This is a genomic window from Amycolatopsis sp. DG1A-15b, from assembly GCF_030285645.1.
Classification (GTDB): Bacteria; Actinomycetota; Actinomycetes; order Mycobacteriales; family Pseudonocardiaceae; genus Amycolatopsis.
The window spans coordinates 5,041,136-5,060,553 of sequence record NZ_CP127296.1 but is presented as its reverse complement, the minus strand read 5'-3'; the positions used below and the strand labels follow the sequence as shown (position 1 = coordinate 5,060,553).

General features: G+C 73.1%; 22 protein-coding genes. 15 read left to right on the top strand and 7 right to left on the bottom strand.

The genetic code is table 11. The features are described 5' to 3' along the window. Positions 1–15: 15 nt before the first annotated feature. Positions 16–723, top strand: a complete 708-nt coding sequence (locus QRY02_RS22935; protein WP_285993571.1) for a M50 family metallopeptidase — start codon at positions 16–18, stop codon at positions 721–723. Here the strand turns inward: QRY02_RS22935 and QRY02_RS22930 are convergent. Further along, positions 720–1,370, bottom strand: coding sequence for a response regulator (locus QRY02_RS22930; protein ID WP_086844009.1), 651 nt, complete (start codon positions 1,368–1,370; stop codon positions 720–722). The genes QRY02_RS22935 and QRY02_RS22930 overlap by 4 nt on opposite strands. Next, positions 1,345–2,559 (bottom strand): sensor histidine kinase, encoded by a 1,215-nt coding sequence (locus tag QRY02_RS22925; RefSeq protein WP_502874269.1) that lies wholly within the window; start codon positions 2,557–2,559, stop codon positions 1,345–1,347. The genes QRY02_RS22930 and QRY02_RS22925 overlap by 26 nt, the downstream gene beginning before the upstream one ends. A gap of 190 nt (positions 2,560–2,749) precedes the next feature. On the opposite strand from QRY02_RS22925, the gene QRY02_RS22920 reads away from it, so the two are divergent. After that, complete coding sequence (locus QRY02_RS22920; protein WP_285993569.1) at positions 2,750–3,409, top strand: GOLPH3/VPS74 family protein; 660 nt, start codon at positions 2,750–2,752, stop codon at positions 3,407–3,409. Between the two features lie 137 nt (positions 3,410–3,546). Here QRY02_RS22920 and QRY02_RS22915 read toward each other — a convergent pair whose 3' ends face one another. Then, positions 3,547–4,143 carry a TetR/AcrR family transcriptional regulator gene (locus tag QRY02_RS22915; RefSeq protein WP_285993568.1) on the bottom strand — a complete coding sequence of 199 codons (597 nt, stop codon included), beginning with the start codon at positions 4,141–4,143 and terminating at the stop codon, positions 3,547–3,549. Between the two features lie 93 nt (positions 4,144–4,236). Here QRY02_RS22915 and QRY02_RS22910 point away from each other — a divergent pair, with 93 nt between their 5' ends. From QRY02_RS22910 to QRY02_RS22890, 5 genes are all read left to right on the top strand, one after another. Next, positions 4,237–4,734 (top strand): PH domain-containing protein, encoded by a 498-nt coding sequence (locus tag QRY02_RS22910; protein WP_285993567.1) that lies wholly within the window; start codon positions 4,237–4,239, stop codon positions 4,732–4,734. Next, positions 4,731–6,221 (top strand): PH domain-containing protein, encoded by a 1,491-nt coding sequence (locus QRY02_RS22905; RefSeq protein WP_285993566.1) that lies wholly within the window; start codon positions 4,731–4,733, stop codon positions 6,219–6,221. Before QRY02_RS22910 ends, QRY02_RS22905 begins: the two co-directional genes overlap by 4 nt. 9 nt (positions 6,222–6,230) lie before the next feature. Then, positions 6,231–6,995 carry an isocitrate lyase/PEP mutase family protein gene (locus QRY02_RS22900; protein ID WP_285993565.1) on the top strand — a complete coding sequence of 255 codons (765 nt, stop codon included), beginning with the start codon at positions 6,231–6,233 and terminating at the stop codon, positions 6,993–6,995. Positions 6,996–7,037: 42 nt separating this feature from the next. Beyond that, positions 7,038–8,051, top strand: coding sequence for an aminotransferase class V-fold PLP-dependent enzyme (locus tag QRY02_RS22895; RefSeq protein WP_285993564.1), 1,014 nt, complete (start codon positions 7,038–7,040; stop codon positions 8,049–8,051). A gap of 112 nt (positions 8,052–8,163) precedes the next feature. Beyond that, positions 8,164–8,760 carry a hypothetical protein gene (locus QRY02_RS22890; RefSeq protein ID WP_285993901.1) on the top strand — a complete coding sequence of 199 codons (597 nt, stop codon included), beginning with the start codon at positions 8,164–8,166 and terminating at the stop codon, positions 8,758–8,760. Positions 8,761–8,797: 37 nt separating this feature from the next. On the opposite strand, the gene QRY02_RS22885 is transcribed toward QRY02_RS22890, so the two are convergent. Next, on the bottom strand, positions 8,798–9,733 hold the full coding sequence (locus tag QRY02_RS22885) for a ferritin-like domain-containing protein (RefSeq protein WP_285993563.1): 936 nt from the start codon (positions 9,731–9,733) through the stop codon (positions 8,798–8,800). 119 nt (positions 9,734–9,852) lie between these two features. Between QRY02_RS22885 and rimP the strand changes: the two genes are divergently transcribed. The 8 genes from rimP to QRY02_RS22845 all read left to right on the top strand — a co-directional run bounded on the left by rimP (position 9,853) and on the right by QRY02_RS22845 (position 17,093). After that, on the top strand, positions 9,853–10,395 hold the full coding sequence (gene rimP, locus QRY02_RS22880) for a ribosome maturation factor RimP (protein ID WP_285993562.1): 543 nt from the start codon (positions 9,853–9,855) through the stop codon (positions 10,393–10,395). After that, complete coding sequence (gene nusA / locus QRY02_RS22875) at positions 10,392–11,438, top strand: transcription termination factor NusA (protein WP_285993561.1); 1,047 nt, start codon at positions 10,392–10,394, stop codon at positions 11,436–11,438. The genes rimP and nusA overlap by 4 nt, the downstream gene beginning before the upstream one ends. Positions 11,439–11,548: 110 nt before the next feature. Next, on the top strand, positions 11,549–11,833 hold the full coding sequence (locus QRY02_RS22870; RefSeq protein WP_285993560.1) for a YlxR family protein: 285 nt from the start codon (positions 11,549–11,551) through the stop codon (positions 11,831–11,833). A gap of 78 nt (positions 11,834–11,911) precedes the next feature. Further along, a complete protein-coding gene (gene infB, locus QRY02_RS22865) occupies positions 11,912–14,926 on the top strand; it encodes a translation initiation factor IF-2 (RefSeq protein WP_285993559.1) in 3,015 nt (1,004 codons plus the stop codon). 76 nt (positions 14,927–15,002) lie between these two features. Further along, positions 15,003–15,296: a DUF503 domain-containing protein gene (locus tag QRY02_RS22860; RefSeq protein WP_285993558.1), complete on the top strand. Its 294-nt coding sequence runs from the start codon at positions 15,003–15,005 to the stop codon at positions 15,294–15,296. Positions 15,297–15,315: 19 nt separating this feature from the next. Next, positions 15,316–15,792 carry a 30S ribosome-binding factor RbfA gene (gene rbfA, locus QRY02_RS22855; RefSeq protein ID WP_285993557.1) on the top strand — a complete coding sequence of 159 codons (477 nt, stop codon included), beginning with the start codon at positions 15,316–15,318 and terminating at the stop codon, positions 15,790–15,792. Positions 15,793–15,795: 3 nt separating this feature from the next. Next, the gene (locus QRY02_RS22850; protein WP_285993556.1) at positions 15,796–16,620 is read left to right on the top strand and encodes an alpha/beta hydrolase; all 825 of its coding nucleotides are present in this window, start codon (positions 15,796–15,798) and stop codon (positions 16,618–16,620) included. Further along, complete coding sequence (locus tag QRY02_RS22845; RefSeq protein WP_285993555.1) at positions 16,617–17,093, top strand: hypothetical protein; 477 nt, start codon at positions 16,617–16,619, stop codon at positions 17,091–17,093. The genes QRY02_RS22850 and QRY02_RS22845 overlap by 4 nt, the downstream gene beginning before the upstream one ends. Here QRY02_RS22845 and QRY02_RS22840 read toward each other — a convergent pair. Genes QRY02_RS22840 through QRY02_RS22830 form a run of 3 tightly spaced genes read right to left on the bottom strand, consistent with a single transcriptional unit; the run spans position 17,090 to position 19,284 of the window. After that, positions 17,090–18,121: a hypothetical protein gene (locus tag QRY02_RS22840; RefSeq protein ID WP_285993554.1), complete on the bottom strand. Its 1,032-nt coding sequence runs from the start codon at positions 18,119–18,121 to the stop codon at positions 17,090–17,092. The two genes, QRY02_RS22845 and QRY02_RS22840, sit on opposite strands and share 4 nt — an antisense overlap. Positions 18,122–18,127: 6 nt before the next feature. After that, a complete protein-coding gene (locus tag QRY02_RS22835) occupies positions 18,128–18,745 on the bottom strand; it encodes a class I SAM-dependent methyltransferase (protein WP_285993553.1) in 618 nt (205 codons plus the stop codon). Then, positions 18,742–19,284, bottom strand: a complete 543-nt coding sequence (locus QRY02_RS22830; protein WP_285993552.1) for a TetR/AcrR family transcriptional regulator — start codon at positions 19,282–19,284, stop codon at positions 18,742–18,744. Before QRY02_RS22830 ends, QRY02_RS22835 begins: the two co-directional genes overlap by 4 nt. Positions 19,285–19,418 lie beyond the last annotated feature (134 nt).

Below are 19,418 nucleotides of genomic sequence, written 5' to 3'. Positions count from 1 at the left end.
GGGGACACTGTCGCGGTGCTCAACGAGACCGTGCCCGCGCCGGGCTGGGGAGTCGTTGCCGTCACCGCGTTGTTCGCCTTCGCGGTGTCGCTGACCTCGGTCGTCACGCCGCCCAGTGGCCGGCGGAGCCTCCTGCGCAACGCCAACGTCCTGGCCACCCTGTTCCACGAAGGCGGCCACGCGCTGGTGAGCCTGCTGATGGGCGGGGAGGTCAGCCGCGTCAAGATCGAGGACGCCGAAGGCGGCGTCACGTTCTCGCGCGGCAATGTGGGCCTCGCCGGTGTCCTGGTCTCCGCCGCAGGCTACGCGATGCCGCCACTGGCCGGTCTGGGTGCGGCCGCCCTGCTGCACCGCGGGCGCGTCTCGGCCGTGCTCGTGCTGACCCTCGTGGCGATGGTGTTCCTCCTGCTGCTCGCCCGGGACCTGCGCACCTTGATCATGATCGTTCTGGTGGGGGCGGTCGTGTACGCGGCCTTGCGCTATGCCCCGGGCTGGCTGCGCACCGCCGTCGCCTACGCGGAAGCCTGGCTGCTGCTGACCAGTGAGCTCAGCGGCGTGCAGATCCTCGTCTCGAACCGCCGCCGGAATGGGTACCGCGGCCACACCGACGACGCCGCCCTGCTGGCCAAGCAGACCAAATTGCCGTCGCCGCTGTGGATCGGCGGGTGGTTCCTGCTCAACGGGTGGGCGATCTGGCACGCCGCCCCGCTGCTGTTTCGTTAGCGGGCCACCAAACCCGCCTCGTGGGCCAGCAACCCCGCCTGGGTCCGGTTCGCGCAGTCCAGTTTGACCAGCATCCGCGAGACGTAGCTCTTCACCGTCGCTTCGGCCAGGTGCAGCCTCGCCGCGATGTCCGCATTGGACAGTCCGGAACCGAGGCAGGCCAGGACGTCCCGCTCCCGCTCGGTCAGGCCCGCGGTCCGCCGCCGGGCGTCTTCGCCGCGTTCCCGGCTGTCCGAAGACAGTGCCACCAGCCGTCGCGCCGCCGACGGCGAAAGCACCGTGTGGCCGTCCGCCGCCACCCGGACCAGGCCGATCAGGTCCTCCGGGGGCGTCGACTTCACCAGGAAGCCCGCCGCGCCCGCCCGCAGCGCCCGGATCACGTAGGTGTCCGCGTCGAACGTCGTCAGGGCGACCACCGCCGGTGGGTCCGGCAGCGCCGTGATCCGCGCGATGGCCGTCAGCCCGTCCACGCCCGGCATCCGCAGGTCCATCAGCACCACGCGCGGCCGGTGCCGGACCACGGCCTCGACGGCTTCGGCGCCGTCGGCGGCCTGGGCGACCACTTCGATGTCGGCCGCCGAACCCAGGATCGTGCGCAGGTGCGCGCAGACCATCGGCTCGTCATCGACCACGAGCACCGGGATCACAGTGCTTGCCTTCCGCCGTCGGGACGTAGGCGGGCAGTATCGCACCGACCCGGAACCCGCCGCCGGGTCGCGGGCCCGCGTCGAAACGCCCGCCGACCAGTTCCACGCGCTGCCGCAGCCCGGCCAGGCCGGCCCCGGACCCGCTGTCCGCCAGCGCCGGGTCCGGCGGGTGCGCCGCCGCCGTGTTCCCCACCGAGACGTCCAGGCCGCCCGGGTGGTAGCGCAGGGACACCGTCGCCGACGCGCCCGGCGCGTGCTTGCGCACGTTCGTCAGCGCCTCCTGCACGAGCCGGTACGCGGTGCGCGCGACGGTGGGCGACACCTGCGCCGGATCGCCGTCCACCACGAGGTCCGTCGCCACCCCGACCGACCGGGACTCCTCGACCAGCCGGGCCGGATCGCCGGGCTGGTCGGGGCTGAGCGTCCGCGGCCCGGTCTCGGCGCCGTTGCGCAGGACGCCGACGAGGTCGCGCAGCTCGTCCAGCGCCAGCGCGCCTTCCCGGCGGATGTCCTCGGCCGCCGTCCGCGCCGCCGGGTCGGCCGACGTCACGCCGAGCGCGCCGGCGTGCAGCACCATCAGGCTGAGCCGGTGCGTGACGACGTCGTGCATCTCGCCCGCGAGCCGTCGCCGCTCCGCCGCCCGCGCCTGCTCGGCGAGCAGGTGCTGCTCGCGTTCGGCGCGTTCCGCCCGGTCACGCAGGGACTGCAGCAGCTGCTTGCGGGCTTCGATGTAGAGCGTGATCGCGACCGGCAGCGCGGTGCTGAGCAGCCCGAACGGCGTGGTGGCCCAGCTCGGCGCCCACGGCCGCATGGCCACGATCGCGAGGATCCCGGCCAGCCACAGCACGGTCCGCCGGTCCAGCACCCGCACCGCCTGGGCCAGCAGCACCGGGGTGATGGTCGGCACGGTCGTGAGCGCGATCGGGTGCACCGGCACGAGCAGCCCGGGCGCGAACAGGTCGGAGGCGAGCATCGCGAACGCCGCCACCGTGACGAGCCCGGCCACCAGCGCCGGGAACCGGAACAGCAGCACCAGCGAGAGGTCGCAGACCACCTGCAGCACCAGCCCCGCCGCCGGGCCGAGCACGCCGGTCGTCCGCTCGCCGAGGAACTGGTAGAAGACGTTGAGCCCGGCGAACGCCACCGCCGGCAGGAACAGCCAGAAGGCGTCGGCGCGGCTGGGCCACATCGGCGGCCGGGTGCGGTTCACCCGGCCACGGTAACGGCAGGCCAGGGCCCCCGCCCCCGGATGCGCAACCAAAGTTGCACCGGGCTGCCGGGGTGCGCAACGTTCGTCGCCGCGAACACCCTCCTCGTCCGGTTTCGCCGAGGTCCCGGAACCGGTGGACTGGGCACACACGACGAGGGACGGAAGTGAAATGAGCGAGCTGTCCTTACCCGCCCGGGCATACCTGCTGGCGTGCGACACCGGGCGCAACCGGCTGCCGGACCGGGAGCGCGTGGCGCAGCTGGTCCGCGCGGCGGCGCTGACGGACCTGGTGCTGCGCGGCCGGCTCACCGACGACGGCGGCCGCCCGGCGGTCGCCGGCGCCGGGGCCACCGGTCACCTGGTGCTCGACGACCTGCTCGCCGAGCTGGCTGCCGAACCGCACCGGAAGTGGCGCGCCTGGGTGCGCCGCGGCGCCCGCGGGACGCTGCAGTCCCTGGAAGCCCAGCTCGACGCGGCGGGCGTGATTTCGCTGCGGACGTCCCGCGTGCTGGGCCTGTTCCCGCGCCGCCGTCCCGAGGTCCGCGACGCGGCGGCCGCGGCCGCGCTGCACGACCAGGTGGCCGCGGCCGTGCGGAGCGATGCGCCGGCGCCCGCGGAGGTCGCCGCCTTGACGTCGCTGGCCGCGGCGGCCGAGCTCGGCGCGGTGCTCCCGCGCGGCGAGCGCCGCCGGCACCGCGAGCGGCTCGCCCGGCTGGAGGAGCAGGCCGGCGCCGCGGTCCCGGCCCTGCGCAAGGTGATCCGCGAACTCCAGGCGGCCCGCACGGCCGCGATCTCCGCGGCCTCCGGCGGCGGCGGAGGCGGTGGCTGACGTCGTGTCGACCTCCTGATCACGCGTGTCGACCCCGGGATCACGCGTGCCGGCCCTTCCCGCACGCGCCGATCGTGCGCGGAGGGTCGGCACGCGTGATTGAGGAGCCGGCACGCGTGATCGGCGGGACGACACGGTCAGGGGGTGAAGAGGCGGTCGAGGTAGTAGTCCACTGTGGAGATCGCCTCGGCCGGGGTGCGGTGGCCCATCAGGATTTCCGAGCCCTGGGAGTCCGCGATCGCCCAGAGCAGGGCGGCCTCGGTCGCCGGGTCGGCCGACGCGGCGACCTCGCCCGCCTCCTGGGCCTGGCGGACCTGGCCGGCGAAGAAGGCCAGGAGTTCCGGCATGCCCTCGCCGAAGGCCTTCGCCATCGCCGGGTCCGCGACGGCGCGGATGAAGTACGCGACGCCGATCAGGAAGTCGGCTTCGCTGTCGGGGTCGCGCGGCAGGATCTCCACCAGGCACGCGCGGAGGATCGATCGCGGGGTCGGCGGTCCCTCGGCCAGCACCTTCGCGGTGATCCGCTCGCTGCGGAGCTTGTGGCGGTGCTCGAGGGCGTACCGCAGCATTTCGTCCTTCGTCTTGAAGTAGTGCTGGACCGACCCCATGGACATCCCCGCTTCGGCCGCGACCTGGCGCAGGCTGACGCCTTCCAGCCCGGCGCGGGTCGTCAGCCGCTGCAGCGCCTCGGCGATCTGCACCCGGCGCTGCTCGTGATCCACCTGTTTCGGCACGCCCGCTCCCGTTGTCATGCGATCGCATTGCGAAAACCGGGGCCCCGCCGTTACGATGCGACCGCATTGTAAAACAACCTCGGGGGGTGTCCGGTGGAGACCGGAGAACTACGGCTGCGGCCACCGCGCCACGCACTCGACCGCCGCGCGATCGCCTGGTGGCGCACCCAGGGAGCGCTGACGTTCGCGCCTGCCGTGCTCGTGCTCGGCGGCCTCGGCCTGCTGCTCCCGCCGGCCGCGTTCTGGCTGCTGGTCCCGGCCGCCGTGGTCGCCGTCTTCGGTGCGGCCTGGTGCGCGGTGCTGCCGCGGTGGTGGTTCGGCCTGCACCGCTGGGAGGTGACCGAAACGGCCGTCTACGTGCGCTCGGGGTTCCTGTGGCAGGAGTGGCGGGTGGCCCCGCTGTCGCGCGTCCAGACGGTCGACACGCTGCGCGGCCCGCTCCAACAGCGGTTCGGCCTGGCGACGGTCACGGTGACGACGGCCTCGGCCCGCGGCGCGGTCCGGCTCCGCGGCCTCGACGCACAGCTCGCGGCCGAGGTGGCGGAGCGGCTGACCGAGCGCACGGACGCCATCCCGGGGGACGCGACATGAGCCCCGCCGCGGCCGGCCCGGCGCACGTCCACCGCGACCCGGGCGGCTGGCGCCGGCTCGACCGGCGCACCCTGGGCGTCACCGCGATCCTCATGGTGGGCGTCGCCGTCTCCGCCGGCACCCCGATCGCCATCGGCACCCGATCGCTCTGGCTCCTCCCGGCCGTCGCGCTCCTCGTCGGCGCGGGCGTGCTCGCCGAGTACGTCCGCTGGCGGCACACCCGGTTCCGCTGCACGGCCGAGCGGCTCGAAATCGAGTTCCGGTTCGCCGTCCACACCCGCAAATCCCTGCTCCGCGAACGGATCCGCAGCGCCGACCTGACCGCCGGCCCGCTGCACCGCGCGTTCGGCGTCGCCGCGCTGGCCATCGGCACCGGGCAGCAGGAGAAGATCACCCTCTCCCCACTGGCCAGGGCGGACGCCGAAGCCCTGCGCGCCGAGCTCCTGCACCGGCTCCCGGATCAGGCCACCGAGGACGGTCCACTCGCGACACTCGATCCGCGTTGGATCCGTTACGCACCGGTGTCTTTCGTCGCGCCGGCACTCGGCCTGGCCGCGTTCGGGACCCTGTTCAAGGTCGCGGACTGGTTCGGGGCAGGCGGCGGGCTGCTGAAGTGGCTGCTCGACCTCTTCGGCGACCTGCCGCTGACGGCGAGCATCCTGCTCCTGCTGGCACTGGCGGTGGTCGCCGGCGTGACCGGTGCCGCGGGCCTGTTCACCGAGATGTGGTGGCACTACCGCCTGGACCGCGAACCCGGCGGGACCCTGCGCGTCCGCCGCGGGCTGTTCACCACCCGATCGACCACCGTCGAAGAACGGCGCCTGCGCGGTATCGAACTGGTCGAGCCGCTCGGGGCCCGGCTCGCCGGTGCCGCCCGGGTGGACGCCATCGCCACCGGCATGGAGCGCGACGACGACAAGACCGAGTCCAAGACGCTCTTGCCCGCGGCGCCGCGGGCGGTGGCGCACGACGTCGCGGCGAAGGTCCTTGGCGAGCGCATCGACGCGGTCGCGCTGGTGCCGCACCCGGTGGCGGCGCGCGGACGGCGGCTGCGCCGGGCGTCGGCGGCCGTGCTGGCGCCGGTGCTCGTCCTGCTGCTGCTCGGCACGCTGCTCACCGACGTCCTGCTCGTGCTCGGCGGGGCGCTCGCCGTCGTGGCGCTGCCGGTGGCCGTCCTGCTCGCCCTGGACGCCTACCGCGGCCTCGGGCACGGCTCGTGCGGCCGCTACCTGGTGCTGCGCGCGGGTTCGGTCCGGCGGAGCACGGCCGCGCTGACGCGGGACGGGGTGATCGGCTGGACCGTGCGGCAGTCGGTGTTCCAGCGCCGTCGCGGGCTGGCCACGTTCACCGCGACCACCGCGGCGGGCACCGGCGCCTACGCGATCCGCGACGCCGACGCCGCCGAAGGGCTCGCCTTCGCGGTCGAGGCCGTCCCGGGGGTGCTGGCGCAGTTCGCTTCGGTGCCCGCCGAAGCGACGCGGGCCTAGGTTCGGGGCATGGACGAATTCCGTGCCCTGCACGTCCCCGGCTCCCCGCTGCTGCTGCCCAACGCGTGGGAGTTCGGCGTCGGCGCCTTCCTCGCCGCGCAGGGCTTCCGCGCCCTGGGCACGACCAGCCTCGGCGTCTCGGCGGCGGTGGGGGAGCCGGACGGGGCACCGTCGACGCGTGACGCCACCGTCGCCCTCGCCACCCGCCTGGCGCGGCTGGACGCGCTCGTCAGTGTCGACATCGCCGACGGCTTCAGCGCTGACCCGGCCGCGGTCGCCGATCTCGCGGCCGAGCTGGCCGACGCGGGCGCCGTCGGCGTCAACCTCGAAGACGGCCGGGCCGACGGCTCGCTGGCCCCGGTCGACGTCCAGTGCGCCCTGGTCGCGGCGGTCAAGGAGCGGGTGCCCGGCCTGTTCGTCAACGCCCGGACCGACACGCACTGGGCGGGCCACCGCGCGATCGCCGAAGCCGAGCGGCGGGTGCGGGCGTACGCGGCGGCGGGCGCGGACGGCGTCTTCGTGCCCGGTCTCGCCGAGCCGGCGGACGTCGAGCGCATCGTCGGCGTCGGCCTGCCGCTCAACCTGCTGTTCCAGCCCGGGAAGGGCACCGTGGCCGCGCTGGCGGAGCTGGGCGTCGCGCGGGTCAGCCTCGGTTCGCTCCCGTACCGGATGGCCCTCGCCGCCGCGGCCGAAACGGCGCTGGCCGTGCGCGACGGCCGTGACCTGCCGCTGAGCCCGCCGGCCTACGCCGACGTCACCGCGCTGCTGCCGTAAATTCGGGTGAACCGGCCGGGGCCGATCTGCTTGGCTCGGGGCATGCGTGCCTTCGGAACCGACTTCGCCGTCCCGTCCGGATACCTCAACACACCCAGCGTGGGCATCCCGCCCGCGCCGGTGGCCGAGGCCGTGGCCGAGTCGGTGGAACGCTGGCGGACCGGGGCGACCCGGCCGGGCGAGTTCGACCAGTACGTCACGCGGGCGCGGGCCGGGTTCGCCCGGCTGCTCGGCGTCGAACCCGGGCGCGTCGCGAGCGGCGCGTCGGTCTCGCAGCTCATCGCCAACGTCGCCGCGGCGCTGCCCGCCGGCACCCGCGTGCTCACCGCCGAGGGCGACTTCACCAGCGTGACGTTCCCCTTCGCGGTGCATCCCGGCGTCACGGTGACCGAGGTGCCCCTGGACGAGCTGCCCGCGCGGGTCGAGGGGCACGACGTCGTCGCGGTGAGCGTCGTCCAGTCCGCCGACGGCCGGATCGTGGACCTGCCGGCGTTGCGGGCCGCGGCCGAGGCCGCCGGGGCGGCGGTGCTGCTCGACGCGACCCAGGCGGCCGGCTGGCTGCCGCTGGACGTCGCCTGGGCGGACTGGGTGGCCGGGGCGGGCTACAAGTGGCTCGGCTCGCCGCGCGGCAGCGCGTGGCTCGCGGTGCGGCCGGACGCGCAGGAGCGCACCCGCGCGGTCGCGGCGAACTGGTACGCGGGGGAGGACCCGTGGGCCACGGTCTACGGCCTCCCGCTGCGCCTGGCCGGCGACGCCCGCGCGTTCGACCTCTCGCCCGTCTGGCTGGCCCAGGTCGGCTCGGCGGTGGCCCTGGAGTACTTCGCCGGCCTCGACCTCGCCCAGGTCCAGGCGTACAACGTCGGCCTCGCGGACACGCTGCTGGAGAAGCTGGGACTGCCGCCGCGCGGGTCCGCGATCGTGGCGCTCGACGGCGACCCGGCCCGGGTCGCCGAGGCGGGCATCGTGTCGAGCGTCCGCGGCGGCCGGGTGCGGGTCGGCTTCCACCTCTACAACACCCTTGACGACGTCGAACGCGTCTTACCCGCATTCGAGTGAACCTGCGAACGCGCGTGAACTACCGTATGACCCCGTGGTTGGTGCGCATTTCACCCCAGGCCCGTCCGACACGGCCCCGCTGGGCGCGGTGCCCCCGCAGCCCCGGCCGCCCGTGCCGGGGCCGCCGGCTCGCGACACCCGGTCCCTGCTGCTCAGGGGAGCCGGGCTGGTCGCGATCGCCGTCGTCTCCGGGCTGCTGTGGTTCCTGATCCGGCACGACTCGACGCCGGACCAGCCGGTCGCGCAGCCGCCGGCGCAGAACACCGGGAAGTTCAAGTTCACCCTGGTCGCGGGGCCGGCGAAGACGACGGATTGCGTCGAGAAGTCCTACGGCAAGACGAAGGTCTTCTTCCAGGACACGCCGTGCCAGTCGCTGGTCCGGGCGCTGTACACGACGGAGTCGGGTGGGGCGAAGGCGCTGGTGTCCGTGGCGCTGGTCGGCATGCCGGACTCGGCGAAGGCGAAGGCGCTCAAGGCGCTGACCGAGCAGGACGAGACCGGCAACGTCACGGACCTGGTGAAGGACAAGACGTTCGCCGGCGCCGGCACCCCGAGCGTGAGCGGCACGGACGCGGCGTACGCGTCGAAGGTCGAGGGCACGAACACGACGATCGTGCTGGCCGACTTCTACGCCAAGCACACGGACAAGGACCTGATCGAGAGTATCGCCGACGACGCCCTCCGCCTGTCGGCCGACCTGCACTCCTGACCCGGGCGCCCGCTGCCGGGCGCCCGGACCGGGAGGATCAGCCGTTCTGGCCGGGCATGGCGATCGCCACCGGCTTCTCGCCCGCCTCCGCCCGCCAAGGTGTGCCGCGCCGCGAAGCCGCCACCAGGGCGTGCAGCGCCGTCGTGCGCAGGCCGGCGTCGTCGGTGTGGTCGATCACCGCGAGCCACGCCGACGCGCAGTCCGCTTCGGCGGTCGCCACCACCTGGGACGCCGACTTCGCGTCCGTCACCGGGGTCTTCGGCACGTACGCCGCCTCCGGCGCCACCGGGGTCGCCCCGGCCGCCGAGAGCGTCGTCTGCAGGTAGTCGCGGCGCAGGGCGTGCTCCGCCGCGCCGCTCTTCTGCGCGTCGCCGAACTCGCCCGGCAGGAACGCGCTGACCAGCCCGTACACCCACATCGCCGCGTGCTCGGCCGCCAGCGCCACCTGCAGCGGGTCCACCGCCTCCGGGGGCACCGCGCCGGCCGGGACCGTCCCCACCTTCGGGGCGTCCTCGCCCGGGCCCAGCGCGGGGGCGGTGCGCTGCAGCGCCGCGCAGCCCGCCGCCACCGCCGCGACCAGCCCGGCGCGGTAGCGCGGCAGCCCGCCGACGAGGTCTTCGGCCTGCTTGCGCGCGGCCGCCAGCCGCTCCTTCAGGCCGCCCAGCGCCGCGGGGGCCGGTGGCGCCGCGGACGGCGACGGCTTGGGCCGGTTCAGCCGGTCCACTTCGGACTTCAGCGCGGCCGCGTGGGCCGCGCGCGCGTCGGCCAGCTGGCCCGCGACGTCGGCGTCCGCGCCCTTGGCCAGCGCTCGCGCGGCGTCGGCGTCCGCCTGGGCGGCGGCCAGCAGCGGCTGCAGCGGGTCGGGGCTCTCGTCGTAGCCGGGTCCGCAGGCGGCGAGGGGAACGGCCAGTGCGGCCAGCGCCCCCGCGCGGAGGGCGGCACGACGGGTCAGCTCGGTCGATCTTCCGGTCACGCCGCCCCATCCTGCCAGGCCCCGGGGCGGCCCCGCCGCTCGCGCGGGCCGAGCGGGCGACCGGATAAGCTGGTCCACCACCGACCGCGTACCCCGACCCGAACCAAGGAGAGCCCCACGTGCCAGGAGAACTCGCCAGCCGGCTTCAGCCGATAGTGGCCGAAGCCGTCACCGCCGCGGGTTTCGACCTCGACTCGTTCGAGGTCCAGCAGGCCGGCCGGCGCCAGCTGGTCAAGGTCGTCGTCGACTCCGACGACGGGGTCGGGCTGGACGAGATCGCCGAGATCAGCCGCACGGTCTCGGCGACGCTCGACGAGAACGAGCACGTGCTCGCGAGCGCCTACACGCTGGAGGTCACCTCCCCGGGCCTCGACCGCCCGCTGACCCAGCCGCGGCACTGGCGGCGCGCGCGGTTCCGCCTGGTGAAGGTCAGCCCGACGGAGGGTGCGCCCTTCGTCGGCCGGGTCGGTCACGCGGGCGAGGACGCCGCCCGCGTCCTGGCCGGCGGCAAGCTCCGCGACGTCCGCTACGCCGACGTGGCGAAGGCGGTCGTGGAGATCGAGTTCAAGCAGCCGCCCGCCGAGGACCTGAAACTGCTCGAAGACGACGCGTCCGGCATGATCGCTGCCGGTCAGGCCAAGACGGAGAAGGGGTCGAAGTGAACGTCGACATCGCCGCGCTGCGGGCGATCGAACGGGACAAGGACATCCCCTTCGAAACGGTGATCGAGGCCATCGAAACGGCCTTGCTCACCGCTTACAAGCACACCGAGGGCCACCAGCCGCACGCCCGCATCGACATCGACCGCAAGACGGGCCTGGTGCGCGTGCTCGCGCACACGCTGACCCACGACGGCCAGGTCGACGAGGAGTGGGACGACACCCCCGAGGGCTTCGGCCGGATCGCCGCCACCACCGCGCGCCAGGTCATCCTGCAGCGGCTGCGCGACGCCGAGCACGAGAAGACCTTCGGCGAGTTCTCCACCAAGGAGGGCGAGATCGTCGCCGGCGTCATCCAGCGCGACGCCCGCGCCAACGCGCGCGGCATGGTCGTGGTCCAGGTGGGTGACACCGAGGGCGTGCTGCCGTCCGGCGAGCAGGTCGCCGGGGAGTCCTACGAGCACGGCAGCCGGATCAAGGCGTACGTGGTCACGGTGTCGCGCAGCAACCGCGGCCCGCAGATCACGCTCTCGCGCTCGCACCCCAACCTGGTGCGCAAGCTGTTCGCGCTGGAGGTGCCCGAGATCGCCGACGGGACGGTCGAGATCGCCGCCGTGGCGCGCGAGCCGGGGCACCGCACGAAGATCGCGGTCAAGTCCACCGTGCCGGGCGTCAACGCCAAGGGCGCCTGCATCGGCCCGGTCGGCGCGCGGGTGCGCAACGTGATGAGCGAGCTGGCCGGGGAGAAGATCGACATCATCGACTTCTCCGAGGATCCCGCTCGCTTCGTCGGGAATGCGCTGTCGCCCGCCAAGGTTGTTTCCGTACGAGTCGTGGACGAGCGGACGAAGACCGCCCGCGTCGTGGTGCCGGACTTCCAGCTGTCGCTGGCGATCGGCAAGGAGGGCCAGAACGCCCGCCTCGCCGCCCGTCTGACCGGCTGGAGGATCGACATCCGCAGCGACGCCGCACCGGTGGACGACGAGGGTGATCAAGACCACGCCCGTCCTTCGCGGCCCGCCGCGACAACCGGTTCGGCTGAGTGAAGGTCGAAGCGCTAGACTCAGGAGTGGTTCGAAGCCCGCGGCGGGTAGCCGAGCACCAGCCCCACCGGATTTCCCCGGTGCGGACTTGTGTCGGCTGCAAGCGGCGGGCCTTGATCGGTGAGCTGCTGCGCGTGGTCGCGGTGGCCGGGCGGGTGGTCGTCGACGAAGGTCGGCGGCTGCCGGGCCGGGGAGCTTGGCTGCACCCCGACCCGGACTGCCTGGCCAAGGCCGAGCGGCGGCGAGCCTTCCCGAGAGCCTTGCGGGCTCCCGGGGCGCTCGATGCCCGCGAAGTCCGCGAGCACGTCGGGCGCACCACACCGCACCACGATCCCGGGACGTCCCCGGGGTCGCGAGGATTCAAGGAAGCAGGTCGACCCGTCATGAGTCAGCCGTGAAGCTGAAGCCATGAGCGTCAGACAATAAGGACGAGGTCAGCGGGTTTTCCGCCTGGCCTCCCCTAGATGAGGAGAGTTGTGCCAGGCAAGGCCCGCGTACACGAGCTCGCGAAAGAGCTCGGCATCACCAGCAAGGACGTGCTCGCGAAGTTGAAGGAACAGGGCGAGTTCGTCAAGTCCGCGTCGTCCACGGTGGAGGCGCCCGTCGCCCGCCGTCTTCGCGACGCGTATGCGCCCAAGGGCGCCAAGAAGCCCACCCCCGGTCCGTCGGCGCGCCCCGGCCCGCCGGCCGCCAAGCCCGGTGCGTCCGCCCCGAAGCCCCCCGCGCCTGCCCAGCAGGCTCCGGCGGCCAAGGCGGCACCCGCCCCGGCCGAGTCGGCCACGTCGGCTCCGGCCGCACCCCAGCAGCAGGCGCCCGCGGCGTCGAAGCCGGCCACCCCGGGGCAGCGCCCCGGCCCCCGGCCCGGCCCGCGTCAGCAGCCCGCCGCACCCGCACCCCAGGAGCAGGTCCCGGCCGCGAAAGCGGACGCGCCCGCCGCTCCCAGGCAGGACACCCCGGCCACGCCCCCCGCGGGTGGCACCGGTTCGGTCGTCCCGCCGAAGCCGCAGGGCCCCAAGCCCGGCGGTCCCAAGCCCGGCCCGCGCACCCCGCGCGTCGGCAACAACCCGTTCGGCGTCGGTTCCGGCGCTCCGCCGCGTCCGCAGGGGCCGCGCCCCGGTGGCGGCCAGGGCGGCGACAACCGGCCCCCGCGTCCCGGCGGTGGCGCCGGCGGTGACCGTCCGGCCCCGCGGCCGGGTGGTGGCGCCGGTGGCAACCGGCCGAGCCCGGGCAACATGCCCCCGCGGCCGAACCCCGGCATGATGCCGGGCCGCACGCAGCGCCCGGCCCCCGGTCCCGGTGGCGGCGCCCGCGGTGGTCCCGGTGGCGGCGCCCGTGGCGGCCCCGGCGGTGGCGCCGGTCGTCCCGGTGGTGGCGGCGGCGGTTTCCGCGGCGGTCCCGGTGGCGGTGGCGGCGGCGGTGGCTTCCGCGGCGGTCCCGGTGGCGGTGGCGGTGGCGGCGGCTTCCGCCCGGGTGGCGGCGGCCCCGGTGGCGGCGGCGGTGCCCCGGCCGGTGGCGGCGGTTTCCGTGGCGGCGGCGGTGGCCGTGGTGGCCCCGGTGGCCGTGGCGGTACCGCGGGTGCCTTCGGGCGTCCGGGTGGTCCCTCGCGCAAGGGTCGCAAGTCGAAGCGGCAGAAGCGCCAGGAGTACATGGACAACATGCAGGCGCCCAGCGTCGGCGGCGTCCGCTTGCCCAAGGGGCAGGGCGAGACGATCCGGCTGCCGCGGGGTGCTTCGCTGACCGACTTCGCCGAGAAGATCGACGCCAACCCGGCTTCGCTGGTGCAGGTGCTCTTCCACCTCGGCGAGATGGTCACCGCGACGCAGTCCGTGTCGGACGACATCCTCGAGCTGCTCGGCGGCGAAATGAACTACACGGTTCAGGTCGTCTCGCCGGAGGAAGAGGACCGCGAGCTGCTGGAGACCTTCGACATCACCTACGGCGACGACGCGGGTGGCGAAGAGGATCTGCAGGTCAGGCCGCCGGTCGTGACCATCATGGGTCACGTCGACCACGGTAAGACCCGCCTGCTCGACACGATCCGGAAGACGAAGGTCCGCGAGAGCGAGGCCGGCGGCATCACGCAGCACATCGGTGCGTACCAGATCGAGACCGAGCTCGAGGGCAACCCGCGCTTGATCACCTTCATCGACACCCCGGGTCACGAGGCGTTCACCGCCATGCGTGCCCGTGGTGCGAACTCGACCGACATCGCGGTGATCGTGGTGGCGGCCGACGACGGTGTGATGCCGCAGACGGTCGAGGCGATCAACCACGCGCAGGCCGCCAAGGCCCCGATCGTGGTCGCGATCAACAAGATCGACAAGGAAGGCGCGAACCCGGACAAGATCCGGCAGCAGCTGACCGAGTACGGCCTGGTCGCCGAGGAGTACGGCGGCGACACGATGTTCGTCGAGATCTCCGCGCGGCAGAACATCAACATCGACGGCCTGCTCGAGGCGATCCTGCTGACCGCCGACGCCGCTCTGGACCTCCGGGCCAACCCGGCCATGGAGGCGCAGGGTGTCGCGATCGAGGCGCACCTCGACCGCGGCCGCGGCCCGGTGGCCACCGTCCTGGTCCAGCGCGGCACGCTGCGCGTCGGTGACTCGGTCGTGGCGGGTGACGCCTACGGCCGCGTCCGCCGGATGGTCGACGAGCACAACGTCGACGTCACCGAGGCGCTGCCGTCGCGTCCCGTCCAGGTCATCGGGTTCACCTCGGTGCCGGGTGCGGGCGACACCTTCCTGGTGGTCGACGAGGACCGCGTCGCCCGGCAGATCGCCGAGCGCCGTGCCGCTCGTACGCGCAACGCGCTCAACGCGTCGCGCCGCAAGCGGGTCAGCCTCGAGGACCTCGACTCCGCCTTGAAGGAGACGAACAGCCTCAACCTGATCATCAAGGGTGACAACTCGGGTACGGTCGAGGCCCTCGAAGCCTCGCTGCTGCAGCTGGACGTCGGCGACGAGGTCGAGCTGAACGTGGTCCACCGCGGTGTCGGTGGCGTGACCGAGTCGGACATCGACCTGGCGACCGCGTCCGACGCGATCGTCCTCGGGTTCAACGTCCGCGCCCAGGGCAAGGCGACCGAGCGGGCCACCCGCGAGGGCGTCGACGTCCGGTACTACACGGTCATCTACCAGGCGATCGACGAGATCGAGCAGGCCCTCAAGGGCATGCTCAAGCCGGAGTACGAAGAGGTCGAGCTGGGCCGCGCGGAGGTCCGCGAGGTCTTCAAGTCCTCCAAGATCGGCACGATCGCGGGTTGCCTGGTCATGTCCGGCGAGATCCGGCGCAACGCCCGGGCCCGTCTGCTCCGCGACGGCACGGTCGTGGCGGAGAACCTGCCGGTCAGCTCGCTGCGGCGGTTCAAGGACGACGTGGTCGAGGTCCGCGAGGGCTACGAGTGCGGTCTGACGCTCGGTTCGTACGGCGACCTCAAGGTCGGCGACCAGATCGAGACGTACGAGCAGCGCGAAAAGCCGCGAGCGTAACGCGGTTGATCCCGGGTGTGCGGTTTCGCACCGCACACCCGGGCTTTCGCTCCCTACGACACCACCTCATTTGCCTATGTTCGTCGGAGCCCTTGAGCTCGACATCCTGCTCGGCGACGTTCACTCGCTGAAGCAGAAGCGATCCGTGGTCCGTCCGGTGCTGGCCGAGGTGCGCAAGCGCTTCGCCGTGTCGGTGGCCGAAGCCGGTCACACCGATCTGCACCGCCGGGCTCTCATCGGGGTGGCCGTGGTCGCCGAAGGTGGCGAGCACGTCCGTGACGTGCTCGACTCGTGCGAGCGGTACGTGGCGAGCAGGCCGGAGTTCGAACTGATCTCCGCCCACCGCCGGCTGCTCGGTCCAGACGATTAGATTTCTCTAGGAGAACGACATGGCTGATCCTGCTCGGGCCCGCAAGCTCGCCAAGCGGATCTCGCAGATCGTGGCGTCCGCGATCGAACACGAGGTCAAGGACACCCGGCTGGACTACGTGACCATCACGGACACGAAGGTCACCGGCGACCTGCACGACGCCACGGTGTACTACACGGTGCTCGGCGAGAAGCTGGACGTCCCTCCGGACTTCGCCGGCGCCGCCGCCGCGCTCGAATCGGCGCGCGGGATGCTCCGCACGAAGGTCGGGCAGGGCACCGGGGTCCGCTACACGCCGACGCTGACGTTCGTCGCGGACACCATCCCCGAGGAGTCGAAGCGGATCGAAGACCTGCTCGCGAAGGCCCGCGAGGCCGACGCGGAGGTTGCGCGCCGCTCCGCGGGAGCCCAGCACGCGGGCGAGCCCGACCCGTACAAGGCCCCCCGCGAACCCGAGGACGACGACGAGCTCGCGGAAGAGGAGAGCCGGGGCTGACCCGTGCTCTCCCGCCGCGGCCTGCTCGCCGGCAGCGCACTCGCGCTGCTGGCGGGCTGTTCGTCGGCTCCCTCGGGGCCACCTCCCGGTCCGCCGGCGGTGCCGGTGCCGACCGGTCCGGCACCTTTGTCCGATCCGGTGACGGTCCAGCGCACGCGCTCGGCCGCCCGCGGCACCGACGTCGACCTGGTGCTCATCACGCCGGAAGGCGTCCCGGCCTCGGGACTGCCGGTGTGCCTGGCCCTGCACGGCCGCGGCGCCCGGGCGCGGACGTTCCTCTCGCTGGGCGTCCCCGCGCTCCTGACGGCCGCGGTCCGCGCGGGAACACCACCGTTCGCCATCGCGGCGATCGACGGCGACCACTACTGGGTGAACGTCGGTTCGGACGACGACCCGCAGCGCATGCTCACCGACGAAGTCCCGGGCTGGCTGGCCGGCCGCGACCTGCGTCCGCCGTCGGCGGTGTTCGGCATTTCGATGGGCGGCTTCGGCGCGTTGCGGTTCGCCCGCGCCCACCCGGACCTGAAGGCGGTGGCCACGGCGAGCGCGGCCCTGTTCGTCAGCTGGCCGGACGCCCGCAGCCGCAAGGTCTTCGCGGACGAGGCGAACTGGCGCGACGCGGAACCCTTGCTGCACACGGCCGAGCTACGCCCAGGATCCCTCGGCGTGTGGTGCGGCGAGTCGGACCCGTTCCTGGGCGCGGACCGCAAGCTGGTCAAGGCCGTGAACCCGGCGGTATCGCGGTTTTCGCCGGGCCAGCACGACGACGACTACTGGCGCGGGGTGCTGCCGGACATCCTGAAGTTCGTGGGGGAGCGCCTGTCGTGACCGACCCGTCCGGCTTGTCCAAGGCCATCGGGACCGACGCCGACTTCCCGCAGATGGGCTGGCACGACTGCCGTATCCACGCCCTCGCCTTCCTCGAGGACGACGACCCGCCACCGGGCCGGCTCCTGCTGGACCTGGACTACATCGTCCGCTGGGTCGAGCCCGCCCGGGGCGAGCAGCACTTCACGTTCTGGATCGCCCCGGCAACGCTGGTGTTCGACGAGGCCTGGGACATCACCGGCGATCTCGGCCCGCTGCACGGCAGCTTGGAGATCGCCGACGTCCACCGTCTCGACCCGCCGGACGACTCCCCGGACCCGATGTGGCACATCGAAGGGCAAGAGTTCGATCTCAGGTTGCGGGCCCATGGCTTCCGGCAGTACATCCGCGCGCGGCCACAGCACGTCGACCGGCAGGTTCTCACCATGGCCGAGCGCGGCGGACTCAGCTTCGCCGAGCAGGCCTTCGCCTAAGCCACCATCGCGAAGGCGCTGTAGTACTCGCCGTCCATCGTCCGGGTGCCGCTGCGGTCCGGGCTGACCTCGGCGCCCACCCAGCCCTGGAACGCTCCCGCGTCGTCGATCACCTGCAGCAGTGGCCGCACGTGGCTGTTCGCCAGGTAGCACCCGTCGTACGACAGGCACTCGCACCAGAACTCGTAGCTGTTGCGGCGGCCGCCCAGGTCGCCGGTCAGGTAGTAGAACCGCCGGTCGCCGCTGTCGGCGAGCTTCTTCACGCACGCGTCGTACTCGGCGGTGCCCGGGTTCGGGCAGCAGGACGCCGCGTCACAACCCGCGTTCTTCTGCACGTACCCGAGGCACGAACCGTCCGTGCAGGCGTTCCAGCTGGGGCTCACCGTGAAGCTGCCCGCCGACCCGCGGGCCACCGTGGTGACCTTCAGCTTGTTCCAGCTGTGCGCCTCGTAGACGTACTTCCGTTCGGTCGCGCGGATCGCGCTCATCGACGCCTTGCTGGTCTGCGCGAGCGAGGCGTTGCTGCCGTAGGCGTAGCCGCCGGTGATCGAGTACGTGTCGCCGACCAGCTGCATCCGGCCCAGGCCCGGGTGCAGTTCGGAGACCGCCCAGGTCTCGCCGAGGTTCACCGCGGTCGTCGAGCCGTTGATCGTGCTGCTCGTCCAGGTGATGCTCACCTGCCCGGACGTCGAGTTGTAGGCGTAGGTGCCGGTGAAGTGGCCGTTCGGGTCACCGGTGAACCCCGGCGCCGTCTTGATCGGGCAGTTGTTGCGCGGGTTGGTGCCCGGCTGGAACTCGCCGCAGTAGTAGACGTCGCCGCTGCTGACCGGGACCGGGAAGTCGCGCTGGCTCCACGTCCAGAAGTTGTGCTGGACGGCGTTGCTCGACGGGTCGAACACCAGGTAGCCGAGCCGTAGGTAGTTGCTGCCGGCGGCGTCGGTGAACCCGGCGACGCTGACCACCCAGTTCTGCTTGCCCAGCGGCGGCGGCGCGGCGGACGCGCCGAGCAGCAACGTCGAGGCGAGCACCGAGAGCTATTTCGAAGCGAAGAGAATCCCCTGCGAAACCTCGGCCTCGGGGTCCAGCAGCCATTCCGCGTCGACGGTGAACCCGGCGTCCCGCACCCGCCGCGCCAGCCACCACGGCTGCCGGAGGTGGACGTTGACCCGCATCGGGTGCCCGCCGTAACCCTGGGTCTTCAGCCGGGTGCCCACGCCGACGTGGTAGCCGATCATCAGCAGCCCGCCCGGCCGCAGCACGCGGTGGAAGTGACCCAGTGTCACCGGCACCGCCTCGTCCGGGACGTGGATCAGCGACCAGGACGCCAGCACGCCCGCGACCGACGCGTCCGGGAGCGGCAGGTCCGTCATCGAGCCCACCTCGAACCGCAGTTGCGGGTGTGACCGGCGCGCGAGGTCGATCATCCCCGGCGAGAGGTCGATGCCGGACGCGTCGACGCCCAGGGAGGCCAGGTACGCCGTGAAGTGCCCCGGGCCGCAGCCGACGTCCACCGCGGGTCCCTCGACCTGCGAGGCGAACAGCGTCAGCGCCGCCTTGAGGTACGGCTGCTCCTCGAGCGCGCGGGAAACGAACTCGGCGTAGCTCGAAGCCACCGTGTCGTACGAGGTGGCGGTGTCCGCGAGCCAGGTCATCGCGCGCGCAGGCCGTCGAGGACGATGCCGAGCGCGCGCCGCCAGTCCGGGGTGGCGGTCGCCGCGGCGAACACGATCGCGAGGTCGGGCCCCCGGAAGTCCGGCCGCAACGCCCCGGCTTCCTGGGCGCGCGAGATGATCCGGTTCATCCGGGAACCGTTGGCCTGCTTGGCTTTCTCCAGTTCGGACGCCGGGTCGAAGGTCCGCGAGCAGATCTCGGTGAAGCCGCGGTCGGAGACCTGCATCAGCACCGAACGCTCGAGGAACAGGACAAAACCCTCCCACGGGTCCTCGCACGCGAGGGCCTCCTCCAGCACGAGCTGAGCTTCTTCCAGCGCCGGCAGGAAGGCGGCTTCGACGAGGTCCGCCCGCGTCGGAAACCGGTTGTAGAGGGTGCCGATCGCCACCTCGGCGCGCCGGGCGATTTCGTCCAGCGGGGCGTCGACCCCCTTGGCGCCGAAGACTTCCCGCGCCGCCGCGACCAGTGCTTCCCGGTTGCGCCGGGCGTCCGCGCGCAGGGGGCGTTGCTCGACGGTCACGCTGCGAGAGTACAGCTTCGGCTGCACGCTCGAGCGGCTCGCCCGGTTGCCTGCCTGATCGGAACCTCACAGTGCCCACCTCGGGCGCGGGCCGGGAGCACAATGGTGGCAGCGGGGGTGAACCCGCACCGAGA

Excerpts from the sequence above, each read along its gene's own strand:
- QRY02_RS22900 (WP_285993565.1), top strand. The coding sequence starts at position 6,231 with ATGGACGAATTCCGTGCCCTGCACGTCCCCGGCTCCCCGCTGCTGCTG.
- QRY02_RS22895 (WP_285993564.1), top strand. The coding sequence starts at position 7,038 with ATGCGTGCCTTCGGAACCGACTTCGCCGTCCCGTCCGGATACCTCAAC.
- QRY02_RS22920 (WP_285993569.1), top strand. The coding sequence starts at position 2,750 with ATGAGCGAGCTGTCCTTACCCGCCCGGGCATACCTGCTGGCGTGCGAC.
- rbfA (WP_285993557.1), top strand. The coding sequence starts at position 15,316 with ATGGCTGATCCTGCTCGGGCCCGCAAGCTCGCCAAGCGGATCTCGCAG.
- QRY02_RS22835 (WP_285993553.1), bottom strand. The coding sequence starts at position 18,745 with ATGACCTGGCTCGCGGACACCGCCACCTCGTACGACACGGTGGCTTCG.
- QRY02_RS22925 (WP_502874269.1), bottom strand. The coding sequence starts at position 2,559 with ATGTGGCCCAGCCGCGCCGACGCCTTCTGGCTGTTCCTGCCGGCGGTG.
- QRY02_RS22905 (WP_285993566.1), top strand. The coding sequence starts at position 4,731 with ATGAGCCCCGCCGCGGCCGGCCCGGCGCACGTCCACCGCGACCCGGGC.
- QRY02_RS22860 (WP_285993558.1), top strand. The coding sequence starts at position 15,003 with ATGTTCGTCGGAGCCCTTGAGCTCGACATCCTGCTCGGCGACGTTCAC.